This window comes from Streptomyces sp. NPDC001890, assembly GCF_042891445.1.
Classification (GTDB): Bacteria; Actinomycetota; Actinomycetes; order Streptomycetales; family Streptomycetaceae; genus Streptomyces.
Genome location: NZ_JBIATE010000011.1, coordinates 71,769 through 97,150, shown reverse-complemented (window position 1 = coordinate 97,150; position 25,382 = coordinate 71,769). Strand labels below are relative to the sequence as shown.

The window sequence follows — 25,382 nt, the reverse complement described above, 5'->3', positions numbered from 1 at the left end:
CGCTGGGACTCCATCTCCGACAACCGCGCCGACTTCGGCGTCAAGCGGATCCGTCGGCTCAAGCTGTTCCGCAGGCTGTCGTACTACAACAGGCGACGTCGGCATTCCGCGCTCGGCTACCTCACAACGGCCGGGTTCGAACAGCAACTGATCACGTCACCTAGGCTGTCACGCGCTGCATGAAACCCGGTGTCCACTCCCGGGGATCAACCTCAGTCCGCCGCTGTTCCGCGCCGCAGGGGCAGGCAAAGGAAGCCGGAGCCGACATCGCCGGGGTGAGGGCGGGGCGCGGGCGGCGTCGAGGAAGGCCAGGTGCTCCCGGTCCTTCACGGCCATCGGCGAGTCGGGAAGCTCGCCGGGACCGGCCAGCAGCCTGGTGAGTTCCGGCGACAACGGCCCTTCTGCGGAAAGCTGCCCGGCGCGTGCCTGGGGCGGCAGAGAGGCGAGCTGTGCCCGCCGCTCCTGGATGACCGCCTCATGGCGTCCGAGGTCTTCGTCCACCTCCTTCAGGACCTCAACCACCTCCCGGCCCGCATCGTCCGCAAGAACGTCCCGCGCCTCGTCGAGCCCGAGCCCGAGCCCGAGCCCGAGCCCGAGCCCGGGCTCGGGCAGCCGCCGGGGCCGAGCGAGCGGTACGGCCTCTCGCACGCCGTACGCGCGGTACCCGTTGTTGCGCCGCGCGGGCTCGGGCAACAGTCCGAGATGGTGGTAGTGCCGCACGGCCCGTGGGGTGATTCCGACGAGGGCGGCGAGTTCGCCGATTCGCATGACTTCAGTGAAAACCATGACGCTGAGACAAGGTCAAGGACGCCTGAGCGGGAGACGGCACACTTGCCCCGCCCCTGCGAGTAGGGGGTTCCAGTGGTCTCCTTGACCTTGTCGCGACGTCACGGCTTCTACTGATTGGCCTGGGCTCGGCGGTCGCCGAGCCCAGGCCCGCCTTGGAGAGGAAGCCATGATGACTACCACCGCCGAGCAGAGCATGACCTTGATACGCACAGCTTTCCAGGCCGTGGAAGCCGGCGACCTCCAAGCTGTTCAGGACATCTTCGGCGTCGATGACAAGGTCACGGTGCTGCTCCACTGCCGGGGAACCCATCTGGGCGCGTTCCAGCAGTTCGAGGCGACCGGCCGTCAGGCCGGCTACCGAAGCATCGGGGTCAACCGTCTCGTGGGCGACAAGATCGCCGAGGAATGGGTTCCCGCGGACGTGATCGGCCTCATGCGGCAGATCACGTCGGCCCCCACCGACCACTGAGAACCGATGCTGTCCTTCCGCATCTTCATCTGGCAGTGCTTCACCCGCCTCACCAGTGACCAGGCCCTCGGTGACCAACACCAACCCACTCCACCACCCGATCCTGAGCGGCCGACGCCGACGCCGAATACATCACCCCACGCCGACAACCGCGCCGCCCACGGCAACTCCCGCAACGGTGCTGCTGGCCAGGGGCAGTTGTCGTGGCGGGAGCTCATCATCTGCCGGCCGACGACGTGCGCCGCCACGGCGCCGACCGACCACGTGGTCACCGTGACCGATGACACGGGCACCGCGGGCGGAGGCAGTCGGTGAGCAGCGCTACGGCGCACTCGGCATTCCGTGCGAGGACCGGGAGGCGCGCCAGAGAGCCGCTTCCGTGAACGGGGACTCATCCGGCGCGCCCGCCGCCCTGTTCTGCCACATCAACCGTGAAATGGGCTCACCCCAATGGGCCGATGCCGGCATGTATCCGCAGCAGATGGCATGGGCGACCCACCACAAGACCGTCGCGGAGGTCCTGTCGCTCCGGACGAGCTCAGCCCCTTCTGCGGTGTGTCGATCGGGTTCGAAGACGGCACGGCAGATGACGCGCGCGTGGGCCGGGCGCCGCTCGGCGAGATGGTCGCCTTCATGGATGGTCTGTACACCTTCGTTTCTCAGCCGATCACGGCGCCGTTTCTTGCCGCGCCCACAGCGTGGCTCATATGGCATATTTCGTACGTAATCTCAACGAAAGGTGTGTCATGAAGTTCGCAGTCATCGGCGGTACCGGGCTGATCGGTTCGCAGGTCGTCAAGGATCTGAACGCCGCCGGACACGAGGCGGTACCTCACTCGCAGTCCACCGGAGTCGACGTCATCAGTGGCCAGGGACTGGACGAGGCGGTGGCGGGAGCCGACGTCGTCGTCAATCTGACGAACTCCCCGACCTTCGACGAAGCATCACCGGCCTTTTTCCAGACCTCGATGGACAACCTTCTGGCCGCGGCCCAGAAGGGTGGCGTCGGCCACTTCGTCATCCTCTCGATCGTCGGTACGGACCAGGTTCCGGAGCTGGACTACTACCGGGCCAAGACGCTCCAGGAGGACATCCTCGCGGCCGGGCCGATCCCGTACTCGATCGTCCGGGCCACGCAATTCATGGAGTTCATGGACGCCGTCCTGTCCTGGACCACCGACGGCGACACCGTCCGGCTGCCCGCCACGCCGATCCAGCCGATCGCCTCCAAGGAAGTGGCCAGCGCGGTGGCGGAGGTCGCCGCGGGTGCCCCGCTGAACGGCAGGCGCAACATCGCAGGCCCCGAGATCTTCAACCTGGACGAGCTGGGCCGGATCACCCTGGCTCACAAGGGCGACAACCGCACCGTCGTCACCGACCCCACCGCCGGCATGTTCGCCGCCGTCAAGGGGGACGTCCTCACCGACAAGGAAGCGCACCTCGCCCCCACCCGCTACGCCGACTGGCTCTCCTGACTTGCTCGACTCGCTCGTGTCCCTCCGGCACGCAGACCGCAGAGAACCCGGCCCCAGCCTGTCGTGGGCGATGCCACGTACTCCGAACAGGGGCCGGACGTGGTCCATGCGGCCTCACGCAGCCAGGGCATCTACCGCGCCGGGCGCCGGATGAGCCCGTTGTCGTGACGGTGCGATGAATCGTTGACGGGTTGAGCAGGCCGAGTCGTGGGGTGCGAGGACAGACGGGTTCCGTGCCCGGTCCGCACAGCTTCGCACTGGGAGTTCGCGTACTGAGAGCGCTACTTGGTCGCATTTCAAGGTTCCCGACTGTCCATGAGCAGGCACGTGGAGCAAGCGAGGGAGGCAGATGACCTTGGACGTCTATGAGGCGGTCGCGAGCCGACGGGCGGTGCGCGGGTTCACCGACCGACACGTGCCGAGGGAGGTGCTGGAACGTGTGCTGTCCGCCGCGGCCTGGGCGCCGTCCGGGTCAAATCTCCAGCCGTGGCGCACCTACGTGCTGACCGGCCGGCCGCTGGCCGAGCTCAAGAGGCGTGCCGGCGAACGCGTGGCGGCAGCCGGCCCATGGGACGAGCGGGAGTACGAGATGTACCCGCCCTCACTGAAGTCCCCGCACCGCGAGCGCCGATCCGCCTTCGGTCAAGAGCGCTACAGCGCACTCGGTATCGGTCGCGAGGACTGGGAGGCGCGCCAGAGGGCCGCTTCCGCGAACTGGGACTGCTTCGGCGCGCCCGCCGCGCTGTTCTGCTACATCGACCGTGACCTGGGGCGGCCCCAATGGTCCGACGTCGGCATGTATCTGCAGACCGTCATATTGCTGCTGCGCGCCGAAGGGCTGCACAGTTGCCCGCAGATGGCGTGGTCGGTGTATCGCAAGACCGTCGCGGAGGTCCTGTCGCCCCCGGACGAGCTCATCCTCTTCTGCGGCATGTCGATCGGGTTCGAGGACGACACGGTGGAGTACGCCCGTACAGGCAGGGCGCCACTGGAGGAGATGGTCACGTTCATCGAGGATTAGTCAACGGTGCTTATCGCCCACCTCCGGTACGCACTACAGCTACCGCTCCCGGGCGGGGGCGCCCCGCTGGGTTTGGGCAAGTCTCTGCGGGGCGGTGGAGGCTCGGCGCGTCAGTCTTCCGTGCTTGTGCCGACGCCGACGTATTCGTAGGTCCAGCCCGCAGAAGTGTCGAGGCCCGGGCTGCCAGGTAGGTGTGTTTGGCGATGCGTTCCAGGGCCCCGGTACCCGGCCGGGGCGGCCGCGGATGCCTTCGGGCGGCAGTCCTGCCTGGTCGAGTTGACGATTTCGGTCTGCCCGTTGAAAGGACCGGCGACGATCGCGATGCCGACGGTGTTGTTGACGATTTCGCCCGCGAGCCAGCGACGGATGAGTGCCAGGTGCTCGGAATTCCCGACCCCCGTGTCCGAAGCTGACCACGGGATTGGGCGGAGGGCAGACAGGTCTCAAGTCGCTCGGACGGGGCGTGTTCGACTTCCTGGCCGTCCCGACCGGTCCGGGTGTCGGCAGACAGGCGATGCAGTGGGACGCGTCGAGCGAAGCCGACCTGCGCGCACGGCTCCCGGTTTCCCTCCGTTCTCTCGGCCCGGCACATCGCCCACCTGCTCCGTACCGCCGTACGGTGAGGACAGAAAATGGCAGAAGGAGACATTCCACGATGAGCACCATCACCCTGTACGGCGCCACTGGCACCATCGGCTCCCGCGTCCTTGACGAGGCACTGCGCCGCGGTCACTCGGTCACCGCAGTGGTCCGGGACCCGGCCAAACTGACGGTTGATCACCCGGCGCTCACCGTGGCGGTCGGCGATGTGCTGGACCCGGCGTCGGTGGCTGAGCACACCAAGGGCACGGACGTGGTGGTCAGCGCGGTCGGCGGCGGAGACGGGCCGGGGCATCAGGCGCTGATCAAGCCGTCCTTCGAGTCGCTGGTGACGGGCCTGCGCACGCTGGGCGCGGACGCGCCGCGGCTGGTCACGGTGGGCGGCGCGGGCTCGTTGCGCACCCCTGACGGCAAGCAGGTGTGGGACGCGGAGGGCCTGCCGGAGTTCCTGCTGCAGATCATGCACGCGCACGGCGACGCGCTGGATTTCCTGCGAACTGTCACCGACGTGCGGTGGACCAACGTGTCCCCGGCGGCCACCATCGCCCCGGGCGAGCGCACCGGCTTCTACCGCCAGGGCCTGGAGGACCTGCTGATCGGTGAGGACGGCGAGAGCCGGATCTCCACCGAAGACTACGCGGTGGCGTTGCTGGACGAGGTTGAGCAGTCGCAGCACCTCGGTGAACGCTTCACCGTGGCGTACTGACGCTCCGTCGTGACACGAGGAGGGCCCCGAACCTCAGTGGCGGGGGCCCTCCTCGTGCTCTGCGGCCAGGTACTCCACGACTTCCCCGGCCCCGTACTGGTGGCTCACGTATGCAACTGTCGCCGCTGTTCTGAGAAGACGCCCGGCAGCCAGCCGGTGGCGATTCCGGCCTCGTTGTCGGTGGTGGTGGCGTGGGTCTCGTGGACGAGCTGGATCGATGTCATCGCCCTGCTGTTGTTCATGGTGAGGCCGCCTTGAGAGGACGTCCGCCCCAGCTGATGCCCTTCTCGCTGCGGATGGGGGCACGCTCCTTGCGCTGGGCGGCGAGGACGTCGGGGTGGCGGGTGTTGGCGTTGCGCCAGCGAAGGAAGCGGTGCAGGTGTTGGGTCTGTGCGGGGTGGCTGCCGTGGTGGGTCGCCGGCAGGCGATCGGGTTTGCCCTGCTTCGCCCAGCAGGAACCTGCCGCGGGGCGGATCCCGAGCGGCCCGAACTCGTCGAAGGCGAAGACGCCGTCCGGGAAGTGCTCCAGGACGTGCTCGTTGTGGTCTGGCTTGGCGTCGCGATCGAGGTCAGGGCCGGGGGAATCCTTCCAGGTCTTGGTGCGCTGGAATGTGATGCCGTGGCATGGGAGGAGTCACCGTAACGCCTCGCGACCGATCCGGATGGCGTGTCCGTGCACTTTCCGCAGGTAGGCGGCGAGTTCGCGGATCGATCAGCGGGTGAAGGGCTGGTCGAGCCTGGTGGGGCGGGTGGTGGCCGCCTGGACGACGAAGTCCTCGGCGTCAGGACTGAGCAGGCGGGGACGGCCTCCTGCCCACGGAGGGGCCAGACAGGCCAGGCCGATCTCATTGAACCGATGGATCACCTCCCGCACCGTGCCCTCGTCGGCCTGGACCAGCTGGGCAATCACCGGGACACGGTTCCCACCGACAGACGCGAGCAGCATCATCGCCCGCCGATGGCGCACCGAGCTGGTACTGCCCCGGCGCACGATCTGATGCAACTTCTGCCCCGCCTGGTCGGTCGGTCTGCGCACCCGCACGGGCTCAGCCGCCACACCTCCAACGGTCGGAACGGACGTTGCCGCCCATCCAACCGTTCCAACCAATACCCCGGCGAACCTTCCTGGTCACAGCACTAGGCAGGCCACATGTCAAGCAGCGACTTGCCGACACTTCCCGATGCTATCGGGTGACTAGGCGTCAGGAGATCACCTGCAAGGGCTAATTTCCGTTTAAATGCCCATATTCAAGGTATTTTTGACGAGTAATCAGTTCACTGTTGGGGCGGCACGAGGAGGCTCTGCAGACTCGATCGGCCCATCAAAACAGGGATTCTGATTTGTTCGATATGACAGCAATAGGTGCTGTTAGTACGTTCAATCACGCATCGGCTGTCACAGCGAGACTGTCTCTGAGTCCTAGAAGGAGAACAAGCGACATGATCATGACCCGTTCCCACGCGATCGCCACGGCCGTCGCCGCCGCCGCGGCACTGACCGCGACCGGTATCACCTACGCCACCGCGGTTCCCGCCCCCGAGGCCCAGGTGGCCCCGATCGCGGTCCCTGCCCAGGCCCCCATGGGTGGCGACGGCGGCAACACGGGCAAGGGCAATGAAGGCAAGGGCAATGAAGGAAACGACCGCGGCGGCAACGAGCGCGGGGGCAAGCGCCATCACGAGGAGGGCCGGATCCACATCAACGAGCGCGAATACTCCAGCCGCCCCGACGGCTGCATCACCGTCGTCAGTGGTCTGGGCGCCGAGAGCTTCAACATCCGCAACGACAGCCGCAACGAAGTTGAGGTCTTCCGTGGTGCCGTGTGCGACAACGGTGCCCCCATCGCCACTGTCGGCCGCTACAGTTCCGCCAACAACGTCCGCCCCGGCGAGGATGAGGACGAGAACTGCGAGAAGGGCGAGCACCACGAGAAGAAGCACCACGAGAAGAAGCACCACGAGAAGATGGATGACGGGGTGAAGGTCAAGCGCGGAGTCGTCGCCAGCTTCCGTGTCATCAAGCGCTACCACGACGAGAAGGGCGAGGGCGGCGGATTCGGCGATTACTAAATCCAGCAACCGTCCGCTGCACATGCCAGAGAATCCCGGCCCGCCGTAATCGGGCCGGGATTCTCGTCCGGCCCCCGGTCCAAGAATATCCCTTCTCTGAACATCCAGCTCAAGACCGCGGAAGTGTGCGGAGGCGCCGAGGATGCGGTGCTCTGCCCGCGCCAAGGCGCTTACGGGGCCCCGTAGCGCCCGCTCGTGTCGGTGAGGGCGGCGCGGGCATGGCTCAGGGCCTCCAGGGCCTCACCGCGCTGCCCGGCACGGTCGGGTGCGGTGGCCGGCAGGAGCCAGCCGTCTTCCTGGCCGGGGTGGGCGGTGACATGGGCCCGCAGGTCGGCGACGGCGTCGCGAGTCGCGCCGGTCGCCGGCAGAGCGGCGGCTCGCCGCTCGACCGCGTCGAGGCGGAGCGCCTCCAGTCGGGCTTGTTCGGCAGCGGCCCAGGCGGCGGCAGGGAAGTCGGCCGGCACCGCCCCCCGCCAGCGGGCGAGTGCCTCGTCCCACAGGGCGACGGCCGCGTGAGGCGGTGTCTCGGCGGCCCTAGCCACGGTGTCCTCGAACCGCCATGCGTCCACCGCCTCGCGGCCGGCGCGCAGCGCGTAGCCGGGGCCGTCGGTGACCAACAGGCAGGACGGTCGGCGGGAGGGCGTACGGGCTCCAGAGAGCGGCGCGGCGCCGCCACGAAGATGGCGGACCGCACCCACCGCAACCACCGGAGGCTCGTCCTCCCACAGGCCGGCCACGAGCCGACCGACCGGTACCACCCGGCCCCGGGCGGCCAGTAGCCGTCCGAGCACCTCCCGGTGGCGGGGCGCGTCGAGCGGGAGGGGCGAGCCGTCTGCGTCTCAGGCGGCCACCGATCCCAGCAATCCTCAGGGGCTGGAATGCGACTCGGCCAGTTCCGGGAAGCGCGGCAGCTCGGCGATGACGATCCGGAACAGGTCAGCCGCGTCCGGGCGGTGAGCGACGCCACGTAGCGGCGGCCGATCAGAGCGAGGCCGAAACCGGCGTGGGGATCGCCCGGCGGTGGGGCTTCCTCGTCCGCGCATTCTGCCTGCCAGGACCTGGTGACGATCGCATCGGAGAGCGCCGCTTCGGTGGGGAACTTCAGAGGGGAGCCACATCCGCGCCTGCCACGCGGAGGCGGCACATCTTCAGAACGGGGGATCTTCGCTCCAAGCGGCGGCAGAGGGCTGCGGCGGACGAGGCTTGTCCTGATGAAGGACGGTTACAGCCTCTTCGGCGCGGCCGAGGTCAATGAGGTACTTGGCCAGGTCATGGCTGTTTGCGGGGGCGTGAGGGCGCAGGACAGCGACAGCCTCCTCGGTGCGGCCGGCGCCGGCGAGCAGCTCGGCAATGTGCGGTGCCGCGTACTGGGTGGCGCCCTCGGGATGGGCCCGAGCATCCTCCAACGCTTCATGGATCCGGCCGCAGGCGGCCATCAGCGGAAGCCGTATCCAGAAGAGGTCCCACTCCTCCTGGCCCCCGCGGGCGGCGGCGAGGGCGTCGAGGTACGCCAGGCCGTCCTGGGGGCGGCCCTGGTTGGTGTAGAGAGTGCAGAGCATGTGGACGATCCAGTCCTCGGCGCCGCCAGGAGCATCGGCCACTGCGCGCATCACCTCCACCGCCTCCTCGCCCCGGCCGTGGCGCGCCAGGAGTTGTGCGAGATCCACTGCCACGTTTCCCGGGCAGAAGGACGCAGCACGGCCCTGCCGGTAGGCGGCGATCGCACCCTCCATGTCGTCGCGTTCCTCCAGCAGCTCCGCCAGACGCCGCGCAGCGATTCCGAAAGGCTCAGTCGCCGCGTACACATGCAGTTCTTCGATTCGGTTCTGCCGGGCCAGCAGGTCGGCCAGTTGGTCCCGGTTGTTGAGCGAGGTCTTGTCCCGGGTCCGCAGCAGGGCGATGGCGTCGTCGACGCGGCCCTGGCGTTCACGGATCGTGGCGAGCAGTCCGATCGCCATGTCGGGGTCGAGGCCACGGCAGCACCACGGGCTGTCGCACCGATGCTCGTCCGGGATCTGGGCCGCGAGCAGCTCCGCCGCCTCGTCGTCCCGGCCGGCGCCGTCCGCGACGTCGACCAGGGCCGCGGCGATGAACCAGTCCTGGACGTGCGGCCGCAGCAGGTGGAATGCCTCGTCGTCCCGGCCGTGCCGGGCGAGCAGCCGAGAGTGGAACTCCAGTGCCAGCGGGTGCCCGTCCTCCATACGTGATCGGGACAGTGCAATCGCCTCGTCGGGCCGCCCCCAGCTCTCCAGCAGGTCCGCCGTGGTCCTGGTGGCCGTCCACCAGCCCGTAGCAAGGTATGGGTCGAGCATCTCCAACGCCTCAGCGCGTCGGCCCTGTTCACCGAGCAGCCGCGCCCACTCCCGCGCGCAGAACCACTCCTCATGGCCGGCCCAGAACTCCACTATCCCGGCATGGCCGAGTTCGAGAAGCCGGGAGACCAGATGCGGCGGGATGCAGCCAGACTGCGTCCGGGCCCGATAGTCAAGATCGGCAGCGTCCATAGCGACGTACCGTAGCTCCTCTCCCCAGAGTTCGAGCAGCTCGGACTCCTTGGTGAGGATCTGGTCGAGCGCCGACACCACCAGGGGCCGCAGATCCGTCGTGAGCGCGGGCAGGGGCTCCTTCGGGGCGTACGAGTGGTCCACCCGGTCACCCCCGGGGGCTGCGCCGCGAGCAGCGCACTGACAATGGCCTGTCGGTGCCGTGTGCTTGGATCGCCGCCATGACGAAGGACGACGACATCCAGCAGGCCCCGGAGGGCTCCGCCGAGCTGTGGATCGGGGCGGTGCCCTCCCTCGGGCCCGGTGGGCGTGATGTGTTTCTGGGGCTCGGTTCGCACGCCGACGAGCCCGGAGCCCGGCTGGCGCGGCTTCTTCTCGACCGGGGGCACGAGGGGGAGGAGGGCGTTTTCTATCTGCTGCCGGAGGATCTGGCCGCCCGCTACGAGCGGACCGGTGACCGGCTCGTGGTGACGCTTCTCGCCCGCCGGGACGTCCTCGCCCACAGCCTCCGGGCGCGCCCGGAGGAGGGGTGCGTACTGCCCGGAGCACTGCCCTTTGACCCGCTCGACGCCGACCGGGTCGTCCTGCTCCGCCGCGAGCTGACCACCGGCTTCGTCCCCGTCGAGCAGGGCGGAGAGTTCCAGCCGGTCCTCCTTGTCGATCACACCGCCGGTCCGGATGCCGGGCCCGAGGAGCTGATCGCCCTGTTCGAGGAGGGCGAGGCGGGCATCGCCGTACTCAACGCGGAACTGCTGCCGGACCGGGCCTGACGTTCCGGTGCAGGACAGTTCGGTCCCGACTGAAACGTCCCGTCGGTGGCGTGCCGAACGCAGTCCGTCGGCGGCGAAACGGCCCCGCCAGGTGCGCCCGTGTCGACATGCATGCGCGTCTGCGCGGCTACCCGGGCGTCGTTGGAGCGCCCGCGGGCCGTCAGCAGCACGATGGTTGCCCGCTGCCGGGCCTGATGCGGGCTGCGTTCACGAGAAGCAACTTGCGAGCACAGCCATGATGCGGGGTCTTGTGGCCGTGGGCCATCTTCTTCAGCCCGTGGCGCTCGCAGGCGCGCCGGGCCCGCTACTGCGCCCAAGCACGGCTGGCGTCACGGAGACAGGTTTCTGTCACCGAGGACGATGGCGGAGGCAGGGTCCGACCCGCCCACCATCCAGACCGCTCGCGGCGTCCAACTCCACCTCCTCGACCTACTCGACACCGACATCGGACAAGCCCGCTGGCCACGAACCCTGAAAAGCGACCCGTCCAGGGATTGGAACCTTCCGCTTCATGCCCGATTCCGGGCAGGAGGCGGCGACATTTCCAGGTGCTCCCCGTATGGTGCGCCCGTGATCAAACCGATAGAGCTCGTGATCTTCGACTGCGACGGCGTCCTCGTCGACAGTGAGCGCATTGCCGTGCGCGTGGACGCGATGGTGCTGTCCCAGCTCGGATGGGAGCTCACCGAATCCGAGATCGTTGACCGGTTCGTAGGCCGAACGACGGCCTCGATGAGGAAGGACATCGAGGCCCATCTCGGGCGCAGCCTTCCAGCCACCTGGGAGGAAGAGACGGAGAACCGGTACCACGAGGCTCTCCTGGCGGAGCTGAAGCCCGTCGACGGCATCGTCGAAGCGCTGGACGTCCTTGTCCACCGGCCCGCCTGCGTCGCCTCCAGCGGGAGTCACAGCAAGATGCGACTCACCCTGGGAATCACCGGACTCTTCTCGAAATTCGAGGGCCGCATATTCAGTGCCACTGAGGTCGAACGGGGTAAACCAGCCCCGGATCTGTTCCTTCACGCCGCACAACGAATGGGCGTCACCCCTGATCGATGCGTGGTGGTGGAGGACAGTCAGTACGGCGTGCAGGCGGCCCGCGCGGCGGGCATGCGTGCCTTCGGCTACTCCGGGGGACTGACTCCCGCGCAGTGGCTTGAAGGACCTGGCACTGTCGTCTTCGACGACATGCGCACACTCCCAGCCCTCCTGGCAGCGGGCTGAACAGGACGCCATCGTGGCCGCGCCGACACGCGCAGCCAGCGCCCCAAGGCGCCCGAGCGCCACCATCCCTGCCCAGGTCCCCGCGCCGGACGACGCCGTTCGCCCCGACCTACTACCAGCCTTCCGGGATCGGCTGGCCTCCGAAGGCGTGGACTGACGACGCTGTCCGAACTTGGGAAACCGCCCCCGTCCGCCGAGGAAGCGGGGACGGGGGCGGTTCGGTGTGCGCCTCCACGACGGTGAGGCGCCGCGGCAATTGGGTGTCGGGCCCCTCTTCCAGCGCCCCGGCGGCAGCTGCTGTGGCTGTAGATCTCACCAGGAGGTGCCGATGAGCGCGCAACCCGAGGAGCTCCCTGCTCCGTCGGGCCCGGCCGCCGCCCAACTGCTCGCGCGGCTGCGCGCGCGGACGGCCGCGCCGGGGCGCATCTGCTCGCCCCTCCGACTGCACTCCGTCGATCAGCCCGACCACGGAATGGGACGGCCCCGGGCCGGGCGTTCCCGGGGCGGGGCGGCTGTCGGCCGCCGGGTGCCGTGCTCCGCCGTGACGGAACGACATAGCCGGCGCCATCGGCCTGCTCGCCGCATCGGACAGCCGAATGGCAACCGGGCCGACTCCACGGGCGGCCGGGGATCGTCCGGCAGCGGTGGGTGCCGGCCTGCACCCACCGCTGCCGGACACGGGCTGCCGAGCCCGTGGCGTCGGAGAACGATGAACGCGAAGGCCGGCCCAGCAGTCGCCCGCAGACCTCACGGCGTGCTGTCCAGCACAGCGGCGCGCGCCGCCGTGTGCTTGCCCGTCTCCTTGAAGAAGGCGTTGCCCGGGCGGAAGGCGCCTCGGACTCGGCACTCGGATCGCGAGCACTTCCCACGGGGACCGAGCGCATCGCCGAAGCCGCGGGCCGACCTTCCCCGAAGGCCACCGGTACGGCTACCCGGCGGATCTCCGAGCGGTCGTGGCAGGCGCCGGTGGTACGGCCCGGAGGCGGGGCGTCGTTCCACCGCCCTTCTGTTCGGCCCCGAGCCAGCCCGCCCGCGCCGCATGGAAGCCCAGCTGCATGCGATTGTGCACTCTCGCGATGTCCATCAGGTGCCGTATCCGGCGCTGGACCGTCCGCAAGGAGACGCGCAGTTGGGTGGCGATCGCCTGGTCGGTGAGGCCGGTCAGCGACAGGCTGAGGACTTGCGCGTCCAGATCGTCGATGGCGGGCGCGTTCTGCACATCACCCGCGGAAGTCGCGAACTGCGTTGCTTTCTCCCATTCGGACTCGAACAGTGCGATCAGCGCGTCGAGCAGGCTGCTCTGGTGCACGAGCAGGGCTCCCGCCTTTGTGGCGCTGGCCGAACCGAGCAGTGGAACAATGGCCAACTCGCGGTCCACGATGAAGAGTTTCAGTGGGACGGTTTCGGCGATCCGGACTTCTTCTCCTGAGGCCTGCGCGTGGGCGATCTCGCCGAACGACGGGCCTTCTCCGTCGAACAAAGAGCTTTCGATTATCACGCGGTATCGGATGCCGCGTTCGATGACCGCGTCGTCGGTCGTGTTGCCGGGTGAGAAGAACGGCGCCTTGGCGAAGTTCATGACTTCTTTCCGTGCGCCGAGTTGTATGTGTCCGACGCGCTCGCGGACGGCCTCCGTGCCGTGGATCACGTCGACGACTTCCGCGACGCCGCGCCCGAGGGTGGCCGCGCGGTATGTCTCGTCGAGGGAGTCGAGTTCGATTTCCGCCAGATTGAGTTCGTTCTGCCGCTGGACCAGGAGAGCCCGTAGTGCCGCCGCCGGTGGTGAGGCGACGAACCGAGTGGTGTCGCCGAGGCTGCGCGCGGCGAGCCCCCGGCCTTCGAGCCTGCTGAGGATGCGCACCACCTGACGGGCGTTGTGGCCGACGAGTTCGGCGAGTTCGGCGGGAGTGGCAGAGGATACCGAGACCAGGGTGCGGTAGGCGTCCGCCTCTTCGGGAGTGAGTCCCAGCACGTCCGACAGCATGATGTCTCTCCGTCTGTCCTTCGGCACTTCGGCCTGGTTTTCGTGTCGCGGAAGCAGCCCGCAGCCTCGATGTGTCATCAGTGCGAGGGCACCGGAATGCGGAACCGGGCGTGCCGTGGGCCGGTGCGAGCGGCACTGGCCCAACGGCCCGATCGAGCGGCGCATGTGCGGCGCCGATTCTCGCGAACGGTCCGCGATCGCCGGCCTCGTCCACGACTGACGAGGAATTCCCGGGAGATGTGAGAGACGGCCGGGGCGAGCTTCACGTCTCGCCCCGGCCGTGACCCCTCCGGGTCGGTTCACCGCTTCACAGGTTCACCTCAGCGCAGCCGGTACACCCGGGGGATGGTCTGCTCGACCTTGTTCCCCGCGCTGTCGGTCGCGGTGATCCGCAGTGCGACTCCCTCGGGGGCCTGGTCACGCTGCGGGTTCCTGATCCGCGCGGTGAAGGTGTTCTTGCCGTCGGCCCTGGAGGCCACCGTCTTCCAGGTCTTTCCGCCGTCGAAGCTGGTCTCCGCCCGCAGTTCGCTCACGGTCGGCGGCGTGCTCAGCCGGTCCTGGTAGTAGCCGGTGACCGTGATGGGATGGATCCCGTCGGCCTTGGCGGTGTTGTCAAGCTCCAGACCCAGGTCGTACCGCAGGAAGATGAGCGGCTCCGGACGGCACGGACCGGGGTCCTTGACAACGACGTCCGCGACGCAGGGCTGGGACTTCGGCGTGTCGGACTCGGCCGGCCGGTCGGACGTGTACTCCCACGCGGTCTTGACCCCGTTGGTCTCCGCCTGGAACGTGTAGCGGGCTGATTCCGCAGGCAGGTCGTACGCGATGACGTCGGCCTTGCACCCCGCCAGCGCGAGCACCGCTATGGCTGCCGACGCCGCCAGGTTCACCTTCCGGCGCCATCTCGACGGCACGGCCGCGTTCATCGGAGCGGTCTCCTTTCCCATTCCGGTCATCACCGCCCGCTCCTCGATGCCAGGTCCGGCACATTGCCGGGCTCGCCGAGCTGGAAGACGAACTCGACCGGGTGAAGCTTCTGCTGGAGTTCGCGGCCCGTGCCGTCAAAGAGGCCCACCTTGCAGGCAGGGGGCTCACAGGCCTGCAGCCCGTAGATCAGATGGGCGACACCGGTGTCGTTGAGCATGCCCATCATGGCCTGGCGACCTCCCCCGCTGCTGGTCTGGTAGAGAGTGGGCCAGAAGCGGTCGCCCTCCCGGCAGCCGGCGCACGGCAGGCCGGTGTCGGCGGTGAAGCCCGACGCGGTGCGGACCTGAGGCGCCGCTCCGGGAAGGGACGGACCCGCGTTCCAGGCAATCGTGTTCTTCGTGCCGAGCACCAGGTCGCGAGTTTCGATCGGGCCCGACGCACGCGCCACGGACGGCGCGAGGTAGTCCCTGCCGGACATTTCGAAGCGGTCGATCGCGTTGGCGTTCCGCGGCCCGACCAACGTGGTGAACTGCCGCTGGCTTTCCGGCTTGGGCAGCATGATTTCCTCCGTCACCGGGCCGGACTTCGAGAACCGGTTCCAGCTGAAGTGGGGAATCGCGCCGGGCTGGTCGGCGTGGAAGCGGTGATCGACGCGGTCGAGATCCTGGGACTGGACCTGGTACGGCAGGTTGCCGGGAACCCGACCGGGGGAGTCGAAGGCCAGAGCGTAGGCCTTGGACACTTCACGGCTGCCTCCGAGCTCGATCCGGACGCCGGACTTCGCTCCGCCCTCGACCCGCCGGATCAACGAGGCGGCCTGGGCCGGGGGGACGGTCACGATCGGCAGCGCCGCGTAGGGATCGACCGGCGGGCAGCTGTCGGGACCGTCCGCGCACTTGTACTGCCGGGACGACTCATACTTCAGCAGGGCGACCCTCTTGGTCTCGCCGGTCACCAGCACCCCGACCGCGCCCGCGTCGGCAGCCGCCGCCACGCGCTTGCGCAGTGCGGTGAAGTCGCAGGTGCTCTCGCAGATGTCGGTCGGCTTCAGCAGCACCAGCGCACCCTTGGCATCGACGTCGGCGAGTTCCTCGGCCGAGCCGGTGCCTGCGTAGACGACGGGCTTCTTCCCGTCGGAGGGCAGTCGGGGAATCTTCGACCGCACGAGGGTGGTCACGATCTTCCCGTCTTTCGTCCACTTCTGGTTTCCGCCGTTGATGGTGGTGTCCGGTGTCGCGTAGCGGGCATCCAGGTCGAACGAGTCACCGTTGCCTGTGACCTTCATCGTCACCGACGGAGGCACCAGGACATGCCGGCTGTGGAAGTCGAGCGTGCCGAGGCTGACCTCACCGGTGGTCGGCAGCGCCCACCAGTTCGGCTCACCAGGACCGTATTCGGTGCCCAATGACGCCGTGATCCCCCAGTCTCCGTTCACGGAGGTCCGCTCGGTCTTGAAGGTCTGCTGGTACGTCTCGGTCGGCTCCGGGGTCTTCGCCCTGATGGGCTTGACCTTCCGGAGGTCCAGCTCCACCGAGGCCGCCCCGGTGACCTTCACCTCCGGCACCATCGGCGCAGCCGTGTTCAGCTCACCGGCCGCGTTCCGCCACGACACCCCGACGGCCGCCGTGACACTTCCGGCGAAGACCCGAGCCTTGACCGTCTCGCCGCCCGGTACCGTCAGCGGCTCGTCGTACAGCTTCAGCTTGTCCTCATCGACGGGGACGATCAGCACATCGCCGTACGAGACATCGGTGGCGCCGGTCGGAGGAACGATCTTGATAGTCAGATCGTGGCGGACCGGCTCCACGAAGGTCGAGATCCGCGAGGACAGGACCAGTCCCGCACTGTCCTTGGCGGTCAGGGCGCCGGTGTACGCGCCGTACTGCCCGGAAGCGTCAACCACCCTGCCGTCCATGGTCACCGTCACCTCGGCCGAGCTCTTGGCGGGCACGGTGACCTGGTCGGCGCTGAGGGCGAAGAGCCCCGCCGGTGCGGGCTTGCCCGAGGAGGAAGCCGAGGCGGAGAGCGCAAGAGTGATCGGCGCGTCGGTCACGTTGGTGTAGGTGACCTTCCTCGTCACCGGCGCGTGCGGGTATGCGGCTCGGCCGAAGTTCAGGTTCGCGTCGGGGATGACCTTCGGGTCGATCGCGCGGGCCACGTCCACCCGACCGGCTCCCTGCGCATACAGGTCGTGCCCGAGGTCCTTGGCGGTCGCCATCAGCAGCGCCTTGATCTGCCGCCCGGTGAAGTCCGGGTGCTGCTGGGCGATGATCGCAGCGGCACCGGCCATATGGGGCGTGGCCATGGAAGTGCCGCTGGCGGACGTGTAGTAGTCGTCCACGGGCTTGCCCATCGAGGTGCCCTTGGCGCGGGCCGCGGCGATGGCGACGCCCGGAGCGGCGATGTCCGGCTTGGCCGCGCCGTCCCCGACGCGAGGCCCGCGGCTGGAGAAGGAAGCCATCTGGTCGCTCTTGTCCACGGCCGCGACGGTCAGTGCTTCGTCGGCGGCACCTGGCGATCCGACCGTCTCGGGGTCCGGGCCGCTGTTGCCCGCGGCGATGACGAACAGGGTGCCGTAGGTGCGGCTGAGAGCGTTGACCGAGCTGCTCAGCGGGTCCGTTCCGTCGCTGGCCCCGCCGCCGATGCTCATGTTCACCACGTCGGCACCGGACTTGGCGGCCCACTCCATACCGGCGATGACCGCGTCGCCGGCGCATCTGCCCTCGTTGTCGCACACCTTGCCGATGGCGAGTTTCGCACCGGGCGCCACACCGCGACGCAGCCCGTCGGAGGCCTTGCCGGTACCGACGATCGTCGACGCCACGTGAGTGCCGTGTCCGTGTCCGTCCACCGGGCCGCTCGGGCTGTTGGTGAAGTCGATCGCCTCGGCGATCTGGCCGGTGAGATCGGGGTGGGTGGCGTCGACGCCGCTGTCCAGCACCGCGACCTTCACGTTCGAACCGTCGTAGCCGCGTTCCCAGGCAGCGGGTGCGCCGATCTGCGGTACGGACTTGTCGAGCTGCAGCTTCGTCAGCTCGTTGAGCCATACCTTTTCCACCCCGGCCAGCGGGCCGGTCGTCAGGGCGGCGGCGGACTTGCCGGTGTTCTTCTTCCGCACCTCTCGCCACCACTGGCCGTTGCCCTTGATGCTCATCGAGCGGGCATTGATGCTCGGCAGGACGGCCCTGGTGGTCGCGCCGGTGGAGGGCTTCGCCGTCCGGGCACTGGTCCTGCCGGTGTACGTGGCGATCACCGGGACCTCGCCGGTCCGGCCCGCAGTCGTCCAATCGGCCAGCTTGGCGAGGTTGAAGAGCTCCCAGTCCAGCGCGTCGGCACGGAGCAGCGACAACGCGTCTTCCGGTACGACGTAGACCTGGTCGTTTCTGGTGATGGTCTGAAAGAGAACCGACTCGTTCCCGGGCCGCGTCGCGGGCACGATCTCACGGACGACCGGCTTACGTTCCTCAGTGATGCCGATCTGCACCTTGTCGCCGGTCACCAGCGTCAGCGACAGATCGGCCCCATTTCCAGCTGCGGCCTGGAGAAGGCTGTTGCTGACCGACGCGGGCAGGTTGAGGGAGGCAGCGGCAGACGGAGCCGGGTCGGAGGCATTCGCCGCGGTGCTCGCCATGACCGTCCCGAGGATGGTGACGCCGGCGACCGCGGCGGCCAGTCGTCGCCCGAGACTCCTCATCGCGAGGCCTTCCGAGATGCCGTTGCTTCGGGCTCGCCGTGAAAACAGCGCGGGGGATGCATGAGCTTCTCCTACTCGTCGTGAGAAAGAAGTACTTGCTGCATTCGGCAGATACTTTCGGGCTCTACGCCGAGCGGGGCAACAGCTTGACCGTGGCGGCTTTCTTCCATGACGCAAACCCGCCACGGCATGCGGTCGGAAGCCAGGCGGAGGAACGCCAAAGCGTTCGTCAAAAGGGCGAATTCCGGTGCCGCGTACGGTGATCCGAAGCCGCGACGATGAGCAGTACGTCAGGTGGGTTGGTGCGGACGCCAGGAATCCCGGAAGCTCCAGTCTTTTCGAGGGTGCTGCTGATCTCGCTAATCTCAAGGAACAACAAGCTATTTGATTGCCAGTACAAGAAGCGTCTCCGGCACAAGGGCGTACCTTGTGCCGGAGACGCGGCCGGAAAAGACTGCCGTGGGGGTCAGTGAACGGGTCAGGCCCTGGTCAGGTCTGCTCGACGTTGCTGCCGTCGGTGCGACCCGGCCGGCCCCGGGCGACGAAAGGATTCCGCCGCCCGGGTTCTGTGATGAAAGCGGTGTCCGACCGGCAGTTTCGTCGGAGGAACGAGAAAACGAGAAACGGAATCTCGACGCCTGAGCCTGCAACGAGGTCGTCTCGCTGCACGATCGCCGGTTCTGCCCCGAAGGGGCCGCCCGAAGACGAGGTGGCAGGGCGGTGAAGGAGCCGGGGGAGACTGAACAGAGAGCCGATGCCCCCGGCCGAGCGGCGGAATGACCGGCATGTCGTCCGTCAGCGCCGGCAGCAGGGGGACATCGGCGAAGGCGCCGCGCGACGCCGGGGACGGTTGCTCGTGGGCCCGGCGCCGAACACGGTGGCTGCGATGAAGACGACGGTGACCCCATGGAGGACGAGACGCAGGGTGTCCATGGCGCTTGCCCGCCTTGTCAGTCGTCGAGGTCCCCGAGCCAGCGCAGGGCGCTCAGGCTCGGCAGGAAGCAGTACTCGCCTCCTCGGGTGACGACGAACCGGGGCAGCGGGGCCAGACATCGCCTCACCGGCCTTCGGGGGACGGTGTAGCGGGTCTGCCCGTCCTGGGCGCCGACGACGGGGTCCTTCGCGTTGCCTGCCCCGAAGAAGACGCCGTCGTTCATCCACTCCGACTGGACGAACTCGAACTGTCGGCCCAGGTGGGCGCCGATGAACGCGAACATCAGACCGCGGTCCGCTCCGTCGTCCTCCAGTGCTCCTTCCGGCAGGGGCGGGCCGTACACGGCGCCGCGCCGGATCATGCGGTGCAGCCGTACCTCTCCGGCCACTGAGGCATCGCGTGGGTTGGCGCGGCGGATGTGGCAGCCACCGGGGGTGGTGAATCCCGCCGGGTCGTCCTGTTCGTACAGGAAGGTGTTACGGCGGTGGGGGTCGACGCCGAGGGCCGGGTCGTCGTGCTCCGGGGCAAGGGCCAGTGGGGCCCCGCTGCGCCAGCGGCCCATGATCTTCGCGGCGACGAGTTCCTCGTCGTGGGCGCTGGTGGAGTTGTCCTTCAGATAGCGCCTGAACGCGGCGACGTTCTGGTGGAGTTTACGGAAGACCACATAGCTGCCGTTGCGCCCCAGCACGGACGGCTGAGGCGTCTGGGCGCCGCCGATCTCATCCGGGTATCCGAGGACGAACTCCCCGCTCTTCAGAGGCGTTTCCAGCTCATTGGACCCGGGGATGCCGCTCCCTTCGACGGCCGGATGGCTGACGCCGTCGACGTATCCGAAGTGTTCCTTCTCGGTGGGCAGTGCGTAGCAGTCCTGTCGCCAGATCGCTGTCACGCCGGGAAGACGTTCGTAGGCGGGCCGGGCGCGGTCGATGGCCGCCTCCAGGCCCAGGGGGTCGGGTGCGACCACTGTGATCACGACGTGAACGTCGCGCGTGCCGAGGGGCGCTTCCCAGTGCTGCGGGCTGCTCGCTCCCTCGTCGAGCAGCGCCCGCGCGCGGGCCGCCATGCCCTGCCGGAACTCCCAGGCGAACGTGTCCAGCGATGCACGTGGCATCCCCAGCGCCTCCAGGCCCCAGTACGTGACGGCGACACTGACCCAGGTGTCTCCGAGGGGGCTGGAGGTGTCGGCGGCGGAGGTCGCCACCGCGCTTGCCCGCCGCATCAACTCCCGGCCCTGGGAGCGGTCGTCGATACGGAAGACCAGGTACGTCGCCGCGTACGGGGTGGGACGCGGGCTGAGTACCCCGCGCTGGATGTCGTCGAGTTCCAGCGTGACGTCCATGGGTGCGCTCATGCCGGCCTCCCTGCGGCATCACTACGAGACGAGGTTGCGCCAGAAGTTCCGCAGGCTGTCGTCGGCGCCGAAGAGTGTGCTGAAGATCGTCGAGTCGGCCAGCAGCACGTCTGCCGCGCGGTCCTCTCCGGGAGGCATCCACAGGAGCATGTTGAACTCGGTGTTCCCGTCCTGGGTGAACGGATGGGGCCGGGACGTGTCGATCGGCTGCCGGGCCAGCACATGGATGGCCTGCGGCTCGTCGGTCGTCACCGCGTAGTGCGGCAGGTGCATGTGGAAGTTGAAGTTCGTAACCCCGTTCAGCCAGCCCTTCCCGTCCAGATCCCTGACGGTCGACAGGGGGGCGATCCGGTTGTCCTGGCCGGTGGCGGGGCGCAGCCCGTACCGGTTGATGACGGGCACGCCCAGGCCGTTCATCACGTCCCTGACGTAGGTGGCGAACCGTTGCTGGCGGGGCACCAGGGGATCGCCGTGGTGGCGGTACTCCACCTCGCGCACGGACAGGTCGTCCGACGCGCCGACGTCGTGGTGGGGCCCCAGGACGAGCCGGGCGTCCTCCCTCGCGACGAAGGACCGCAGCGCTTCGATCTCACCGGGCTCGGCTGCCTGCCCGGTGATCATGTGGTCCAGCCCGAAGACGAACAGGACATCCGTGTCGTCGAGGACCCGCTCGTCGAGAGGGGTGTGGAATCCGGCCTGGTCGATGCGCTGGTAGACCGGGACTGGATGCCCGGTGACCTCCGTGACGAACTCCTGGAATGGCACCCATGCCCGGAAGAACAGCTCCAGCGACCCCGCGATCCCCTGCTGGAACCGAGCGGGGTCCGACCACTCCGGGTCCTCGTAGGCCGGCCACGCCACCCGCCGGACCTCGGTCATGGTGGAGAACCGGTTGTCCAGTTCAGCCGCGTTCCGGCCCGCCTCGGCGGGATAGCTCCACGAGACGTAGATGCTCACACGCCGTCCGGTTGAGGTGTACTTCCGGGGAATGTTCCGCTGGTTGTAGGTCCGTGCTGTTCTGGCATCACTCATCGCCCGGCTCCCAGCTCTCCGCTCCCGCCCTCACTGCATCTGGTCGAGCATCTCCGACAGAGCGCTCTTGACCCGCAGGGCCTTCTTGATCTCGTCCGCCGTCACGTACGGATACTCTCCGTACTCGATGAAGCTCGGACAGTGGTGCTCACGGACGAATCTGACGAACGCCTCCGGGTTGGTCCGCCAGTCCTCGGGGAATCCCTCCAGATGCTCGAACGCGGTGCTCACACCGGCCTTCGAGAACAGCGCGATGGCGTCCTCGGTGTACTTGTCGAAGTCGGTGTCGAAGATCCCCTGGTACATGAAGCGCGTGTCGTCGTCGAAGAGAACCCACCGCAGATAGTGCAGCTTCAGTGGCGCGAGAAGGTAGGGATCCCGTTCGAGCGCCTTGGCCAGCGAGTAGCCGTACTCGCGCACGGCATCGGCGTGACCGGGCTTGACCCGCGCGATGACGGTGAATCCGTAGCACGCCGGAGTCCTGGGAAAGACTGGCCCGTACTTCCCCTGTTCGAGGTGATCCGTCTTCTTGGGGAGTACGACCGCCTGAGGCTTGATCTCCATGTCCTCTCCTCACGCCGCCCAGTGCGCCGGGCCGATTCCATCTTCGCGCCGTCTCACCGGGCGCGCCTGTCGGGATCACCGGGCGCGCCTGTCGGGCGGGCGTGAGCCATGGGTGAGCGGGACAGGCCGGTGCCTTCGTCCTGCGCCTGCCTCCGCCCCCACCAGCACCGGCTTCGTGGCTCCGACACAGAAGAACCGCCCGCAACGATCGGCTTCGTCCCAGGCGCTCGGTGCACCACGAAGCCGGCCGGCCCCGTACAACCGGCACCCGGCCGCACCGTCGCCGTATCACCACGGTCGAGCCCGTGAGGAGGATCGGCTTCGAGCGGCTGACGCACCGTCCGACGGTGTTGTGGCCTCGGCAGGTCTCGCGGTCGAAGGCGGGTGGCCGGTCGCCGTGGCTGTCTCGCCGAAGGCGGTTGGCCCGCCGCAGTCCGGCTGGCGGAGAGGAAATGTGCCACACGCGCCGGAGTCGTCGGCCCCGACCGCGGGAATCCGGGCGCCGCCGCCGCCAGTTGGGGGCTTGCCCCGCGTGGAGTCCTGAAGGAGAGGTGCACACCCGCACGGACGATCAACCGGGCCGCCTGCCCGCACCGGGCCGGCCGGCTCGCTGGAAATCAGCTGCGTCGAACCTCTTGCTGGGGCAACCTCGACTCCCTAATGTGAACCTTCAAATCCAGGAAGTGCGCGTATCCAGCTCCGTTAGGCAAGTTTTTTGAACGATCAAATCCATCGAGCACCCGAAGCCGTCATCCGTGCAGTCTCCGGCCCGGCTCCCGCCCGCGGTCCGAGAGTGGGCTACCTCGACTACGCCAGGATCGGCCCGCTCTCCCGCGCGGCCGCCGCCGCGCTCGCCGCCACGACCGCGCTCGCCGCCCGCCTCGACCCCGCCGACCTCGACCGGCTGTTCGCCCTCGGCGACGCTGCCCGGACTTCGGCGGCACGGCTGCTCGACGCCCGTCCGCACGAGATCGCGCTCGCCCCGTCCACCAGCAACGGCCTGTTCACCGTGGCCGCCGCACTCCACGGCCCCGGCACCGTCCTGGTGCCCCGTGGCGAGTTCCCCGCCAACCTCTACCCCTGGCTCCGCTTCGCCGACCGCGGTGGTCCCGCCGTCCGTCTCGTCGACCCGGTGGACGGGCGGCACATCACCCCCGACCTCCTGCGCGGCCACCTCACTCCTGACGTCACCGCCCTCACCGTCAGCGCCGTCGACTCGCTCACCGGCCACCTCGCACCGCTCGCCGCTCTCAAGGAGGTCCTCGGGCCCGGCCGGCTGTTGATCGTCGACGCCATCCAGGGTCTGGGCTCCGTCCCACTCGACGTGGACGCCGCCGACATCCTGGTCAGCGGCGGCCAGAAGTGGCTACGGGCCGGCTGGGGAGCCGCCCTGCTACTGATCCGCGACCGGTGTGCCGAGCGCCTGACTCCCGGGCTCGGGGGCTGGGCCGGTGTCGCGGAGCCCTTCGCACCGCGGCATCCGGCGCCGCCGCTGCCCGGGGCCGCCGCCCACCTCGCCACCAACCCGGACTTCCCGGCCGCGGCGGCCATCGGCGCAGCCATCGACGACCTGTCCGACCAGGGCGGCCCGGCCGCCGTCGGCGCCCGTATCCGCGCCACCCTCGCCGACCTGCTCGACCGCGCACGCCGGGCCGGCGCCGAGATCCTGTTGGACGGAGCCGGCCCCCACGAGCGCGCCGGCATCGGCAGTTTCCGCCTGCCCGGCCACGATCCCGCCACCGTCCACCGCACCCTCGAATCGGCCGGCCTGATCACCACCCGCCGCGACGAGTGGATCCGGCTGTCTCCCCACATCTCCACCCCTGACGCCGCGGCCGACCTGCTCGCCGAGGCACTGCACACCCTCACTCACCGCACAACCCACTATCCCCAGGAGCCGACATGTCCCACCAACTGAGCCGCCGCCGGCTGCTCCAGCTCGCCACCGCCTCCGCCGCCGGGTTCGGCCTGGCCGCCTGTGGCGGCAACGGCTCGGGCAGCGGCGTCACCGGCGGCGACGGCGACAGCGGCCGGATCACCGTCTGGAGCTGGACCACCGCGGCCGAGGCCCTGCGCGGCGTCGTCCCCTCCTTCGAACGGGACAACCCCGGGATAAAGGTCGATGTGCAGGATGTCGGGAACCCGGCCATCTGGGACAAGATCACCGTCGGCCTCGCATCGGGCGGCAAGGGTCTCGCCGACGTCCTGCACATCGGAGTCGACTACCTGCCCGGCTACCTGGAGAAGTTCCCCGAAGGCCTCGCCGACCTGTCCGGACTCGGGGCCGACCGATACAGGAGCGACTTCGCGCAGGGGCTGTGGCCGACCGTCATAGGCAAGGACAAAGCCGCCCACGCCCTGCCCTGGGAGGTCAATCCGCTCGGCCTGTTCTACCGGCAGGACTACTTCGACAAGGCCGGTGTCGATCCCGCGGACATCAGCAGCTGGGACGACCTGATCGCCGCCGGACCCGAGATCCTCGCCGCCACCGGCGCCCGGCTGCTCGGGCTCGACAAGCCCGGCACCACTCCTGACATGGACTTCTTCCAGAACCTGATGCAGCTTCAGGGCGCGTTCTACTTCAACCAGCAAGGCAAGATCACCCTCGCCTCCCCGGAAGCCGTCCAGGCCCTCACCATCATCAAGCGGCTCAACGACGGCGGTCTGCTCGCCGACACCGCGGGCCAGGGCACCAGGAAGCGCCTGCTCGGCCAGGGGAAGCTCGCCACCTCACCGGACCCCGCCTGGGCCGTCGAGTACCTGGCCACCAAGTTCCCCGACCAGAAGGGGAAATGGCGTGTCATGCAGCCGCCCGCCGCCGTACCCGGGGGAGGGCGCAGCGCCATCGTCAACTCCACCTACCTGGCTGTCTCCGAATCGAGCAAGCGCCGCCGGGCCGCCTGGCGATTCATCGAGTACGCACTCACCAAGCCCGTCGAGATCAACCGGATGTTCACCTCCGGTGGCGTCTTCCCCGCGCTCAGAGCGGCGTACGACGATCCGAGGTTCAGCGCGCCCCACCCCTTCTACGGTGGCCAGAAGGTACTGAAGACCTTCGTCGACTCGCTCGGCTACGGATCCGAAGCCACCAACTTCACCGGCGATTACACCCGAGCTCTCAAGCTCGCCAGTGACGCCCAGAGCCAGGTGCTGGTCAAGGGCGCCGATCCGGCCGACGCACTCAAGGACGCCGCCGAACGGCTCGCGCAGCAGACCGGTCGGCAGCAGGCGGCCTGACCACCATGTCCCTCGCCCCGCCCGAACACGC

19 protein-coding genes and 3 pseudogenes are annotated in these 25,382 nt (G+C 68.6%); 10 read left to right on the top strand and 12 right to left on the bottom strand.

The genetic code is table 11. The features are described from left to right. Positions 1 to 54 precede the first annotated feature (54 nt). Positions 55 to 183, top strand: a pseudogene (locus ACFYY1_RS25055) (IS3 family transposase); the annotation flags it as partial. Between the two features lie 99 nt (positions 184 to 282). Here ACFYY1_RS25055 and ACFYY1_RS25050 read toward each other — a convergent pair. Next, a pseudogene (locus ACFYY1_RS25050) lies at positions 283 to 768 on the bottom strand (MerR family transcriptional regulator); the annotation flags it as partial. A 187-nt stretch (positions 769 to 955) separates the two neighbouring features. Here ACFYY1_RS25050 and ACFYY1_RS25045 point away from each other — a divergent pair. The 4 genes from ACFYY1_RS25045 (at position 956) to ACFYY1_RS25030 (ending at position 5,060) form a co-directional block, all read left to right on the top strand. Further along, the gene (locus ACFYY1_RS25045) at positions 956 to 1,258 is read left to right on the top strand and encodes an ester cyclase (RefSeq protein WP_388589359.1); all 303 of its coding nucleotides are present in this window, start codon (positions 956 to 958) and stop codon (positions 1,256 to 1,258) included. Positions 1,259 to 2,004: 746 nt separating this feature from the next. Continuing rightward, on the top strand, positions 2,005 to 2,733 hold the full coding sequence (locus ACFYY1_RS25040; RefSeq protein ID WP_388589356.1) for an SDR family oxidoreductase: 729 nt from the start codon (positions 2,005 to 2,007) through the stop codon (positions 2,731 to 2,733). Positions 2,734 to 3,088: 355 nt separating this feature from the next. Next, positions 3,089 to 3,754, top strand: coding sequence for a nitroreductase (locus ACFYY1_RS25035; protein WP_388589658.1), 666 nt, complete (start codon positions 3,089 to 3,091; stop codon positions 3,752 to 3,754). A 655-nt stretch (positions 3,755 to 4,409) separates the two neighbouring features. Beyond that, complete coding sequence (locus tag ACFYY1_RS25030; RefSeq protein WP_388589353.1) at positions 4,410 to 5,060, top strand: NAD(P)-dependent oxidoreductase; 651 nt, start codon at positions 4,410 to 4,412, stop codon at positions 5,058 to 5,060. A 104-nt stretch (positions 5,061 to 5,164) separates the two neighbouring features. On the opposite strand, the gene ACFYY1_RS25025 is transcribed toward ACFYY1_RS25030, so the two are convergent. Both ACFYY1_RS25025 and ACFYY1_RS25020 read right to left on the bottom strand, forming a co-directional pair. Beyond that, complete coding sequence (locus ACFYY1_RS25025) at positions 5,165 to 5,302, bottom strand: hypothetical protein (protein ID WP_388589350.1); 138 nt, start codon at positions 5,300 to 5,302, stop codon at positions 5,165 to 5,167. After that, positions 5,299 to 6,009, bottom strand: a pseudogene (locus ACFYY1_RS25020) (helix-turn-helix domain-containing protein). Before ACFYY1_RS25020 ends, ACFYY1_RS25025 begins: the two are co-directional and overlap by 4 nt. Positions 6,010 to 6,500: 491 nt before the next feature. Between ACFYY1_RS25020 and ACFYY1_RS25015 the strand changes: the two are divergent. After that, positions 6,501 to 7,130 (top strand): hypothetical protein, encoded by a 630-nt coding sequence (locus ACFYY1_RS25015; protein WP_388589347.1) that lies wholly within the window; start codon positions 6,501 to 6,503, stop codon positions 7,128 to 7,130. 170 nt (positions 7,131 to 7,300) lie between these two features. Here the strand turns inward: ACFYY1_RS25015 and ACFYY1_RS25010 are convergent, their stop codons facing one another. The 3 genes from ACFYY1_RS25010 to ACFYY1_RS25000 form a co-directional block, all read right to left on the bottom strand. Beyond that, a complete protein-coding gene (locus ACFYY1_RS25010) occupies positions 7,301 to 7,867 on the bottom strand; it encodes a BTAD domain-containing putative transcriptional regulator (RefSeq protein ID WP_388589344.1) in 567 nt (188 codons plus the stop codon). 129 nt (positions 7,868 to 7,996) lie between these two features. Beyond that, the gene (locus tag ACFYY1_RS25005) at positions 7,997 to 8,173 is read right to left on the bottom strand and encodes a TetR/AcrR family transcriptional regulator C-terminal domain-containing protein (protein ID WP_388589342.1); all 177 of its coding nucleotides are present in this window, start codon (positions 8,171 to 8,173) and stop codon (positions 7,997 to 7,999) included. A gap of 105 nt (positions 8,174 to 8,278) precedes the next feature. Continuing rightward, complete coding sequence (locus tag ACFYY1_RS25000; RefSeq protein WP_388589341.1) at positions 8,279 to 9,778, bottom strand: tetratricopeptide repeat protein; 1,500 nt, start codon at positions 9,776 to 9,778, stop codon at positions 8,279 to 8,281. Positions 9,779 to 9,855: 77 nt separating this feature from the next. Between ACFYY1_RS25000 and ACFYY1_RS24995 the strand changes: the two genes are divergently transcribed. Both ACFYY1_RS24995 and ACFYY1_RS24990 read left to right on the top strand, forming a co-directional pair. Beyond that, positions 9,856 to 10,404, top strand: a complete 549-nt coding sequence (locus ACFYY1_RS24995; RefSeq protein WP_388589338.1) for a hypothetical protein — start codon at positions 9,856 to 9,858, stop codon at positions 10,402 to 10,404. A gap of 570 nt (positions 10,405 to 10,974) precedes the next feature. Beyond that, a complete protein-coding gene (locus tag ACFYY1_RS24990; protein ID WP_388589335.1) occupies positions 10,975 to 11,628 on the top strand; it encodes an HAD family hydrolase in 654 nt (217 codons plus the stop codon). 928 nt (positions 11,629 to 12,556) lie between these two features. Here the strand turns inward: ACFYY1_RS24990 and ACFYY1_RS24985 are convergent. From ACFYY1_RS24985 to ACFYY1_RS24960, 6 genes are all read right to left on the bottom strand, one after another. Further along, positions 12,557 to 13,612, bottom strand: coding sequence for a helix-turn-helix domain-containing protein (locus ACFYY1_RS24985; RefSeq protein WP_388589332.1), 1,056 nt, complete (start codon positions 13,610 to 13,612; stop codon positions 12,557 to 12,559). A gap of 320 nt (positions 13,613 to 13,932) precedes the next feature. Further along, positions 13,933 to 14,568 carry a hypothetical protein gene (locus ACFYY1_RS24980; RefSeq protein ID WP_388589329.1) on the bottom strand — a complete coding sequence of 212 codons (636 nt, stop codon included), beginning with the start codon at positions 14,566 to 14,568 and terminating at the stop codon, positions 13,933 to 13,935. Beyond that, entirely contained in the window at positions 14,568 to 18,233 is a 3,666-nt protein-coding gene (locus ACFYY1_RS24975) for a S8 family serine peptidase (protein WP_388589327.1), read from the bottom strand. Before ACFYY1_RS24975 ends, ACFYY1_RS24980 begins: the two co-directional genes overlap by 1 nt. Positions 18,234 to 19,183: 950 nt before the next feature. After that, a complete protein-coding gene (locus ACFYY1_RS24970; protein WP_388589324.1) occupies positions 19,184 to 20,518 on the bottom strand; it encodes a Dyp-type peroxidase in 1,335 nt (444 codons plus the stop codon). A 21-nt stretch (positions 20,519 to 20,539) separates the two neighbouring features. Continuing rightward, positions 20,540 to 21,475, bottom strand: a complete 936-nt coding sequence (locus ACFYY1_RS24965) for a hypothetical protein (RefSeq protein ID WP_388589322.1) — start codon at positions 21,473 to 21,475, stop codon at positions 20,540 to 20,542. A 105-nt stretch (positions 21,476 to 21,580) separates the two neighbouring features. Continuing rightward, complete coding sequence (locus ACFYY1_RS24960) at positions 21,581 to 22,114, bottom strand: hypothetical protein (protein ID WP_388589319.1); 534 nt, start codon at positions 22,112 to 22,114, stop codon at positions 21,581 to 21,583. Positions 22,115 to 22,829: 715 nt separating this feature from the next. Between ACFYY1_RS24960 and ACFYY1_RS24955 the strand changes: the two genes are divergently transcribed. After that, the gene (locus ACFYY1_RS24955) at positions 22,830 to 24,032 is read left to right on the top strand and encodes an aminotransferase class V-fold PLP-dependent enzyme (protein ID WP_388589317.1); all 1,203 of its coding nucleotides are present in this window, start codon (positions 22,830 to 22,832) and stop codon (positions 24,030 to 24,032) included. Further along, complete coding sequence (locus ACFYY1_RS24950) at positions 24,017 to 25,351, top strand: ABC transporter substrate-binding protein (protein WP_388589314.1); 1,335 nt, start codon at positions 24,017 to 24,019, stop codon at positions 25,349 to 25,351. The genes ACFYY1_RS24955 and ACFYY1_RS24950 overlap by 16 nt, the downstream gene beginning before the upstream one ends. Positions 25,352 to 25,382: the final 31 nt, after the last annotated feature.

Coding starts and splice junctions, on each gene's coding strand:
- ACFYY1_RS25045 (WP_388589359.1), top strand. CDS start 956: ATGATGACTACCACCGCCGAGCAGAGCATGACCTTGATACGCACAGCT.
- ACFYY1_RS25040 (WP_388589356.1), top strand. CDS start 2,005: ATGAAGTTCGCAGTCATCGGCGGTACCGGGCTGATCGGTTCGCAGGTC.
- ACFYY1_RS25030 (WP_388589353.1), top strand. CDS start 4,410: ATGAGCACCATCACCCTGTACGGCGCCACTGGCACCATCGGCTCCCGC.
- ACFYY1_RS25025 (WP_388589350.1), bottom strand. CDS start 5,302: ATGAACAACAGCAGGGCGATGACATCGATCCAGCTCGTCCACGAGACC.
- ACFYY1_RS25015 (WP_388589347.1), top strand. CDS start 6,501: ATGATCATGACCCGTTCCCACGCGATCGCCACGGCCGTCGCCGCCGCC.
- ACFYY1_RS25005 (WP_388589342.1), bottom strand. CDS start 8,173: ATGCGCGGACGAGGAAGCCCCACCGCCGGGCGATCCCCACGCCGGTTT.
- ACFYY1_RS24995 (WP_388589338.1), top strand. CDS start 9,856: ATGACGAAGGACGACGACATCCAGCAGGCCCCGGAGGGCTCCGCCGAG.
- ACFYY1_RS24985 (WP_388589332.1), bottom strand. CDS start 13,612: ATGCTGTCGGACGTGCTGGGACTCACTCCCGAAGAGGCGGACGCCTAC.
- ACFYY1_RS24980 (WP_388589329.1), bottom strand. CDS start 14,568: ATGACCGGAATGGGAAAGGAGACCGCTCCGATGAACGCGGCCGTGCCG.
- ACFYY1_RS24975 (WP_388589327.1), bottom strand. CDS start 18,233: ATGAGGAGTCTCGGGCGACGACTGGCCGCCGCGGTCGCCGGCGTCACC.
- ACFYY1_RS24970 (WP_388589324.1), bottom strand. CDS start 20,518: ATGAGCGCACCCATGGACGTCACGCTGGAACTCGACGACATCCAGCGC.
- ACFYY1_RS24960 (WP_388589319.1), bottom strand. CDS start 22,114: ATGGAGATCAAGCCTCAGGCGGTCGTACTCCCCAAGAAGACGGATCAC.
- ACFYY1_RS24950 (WP_388589314.1), top strand. CDS start 24,017: ATGTCCCACCAACTGAGCCGCCGCCGGCTGCTCCAGCTCGCCACCGCC.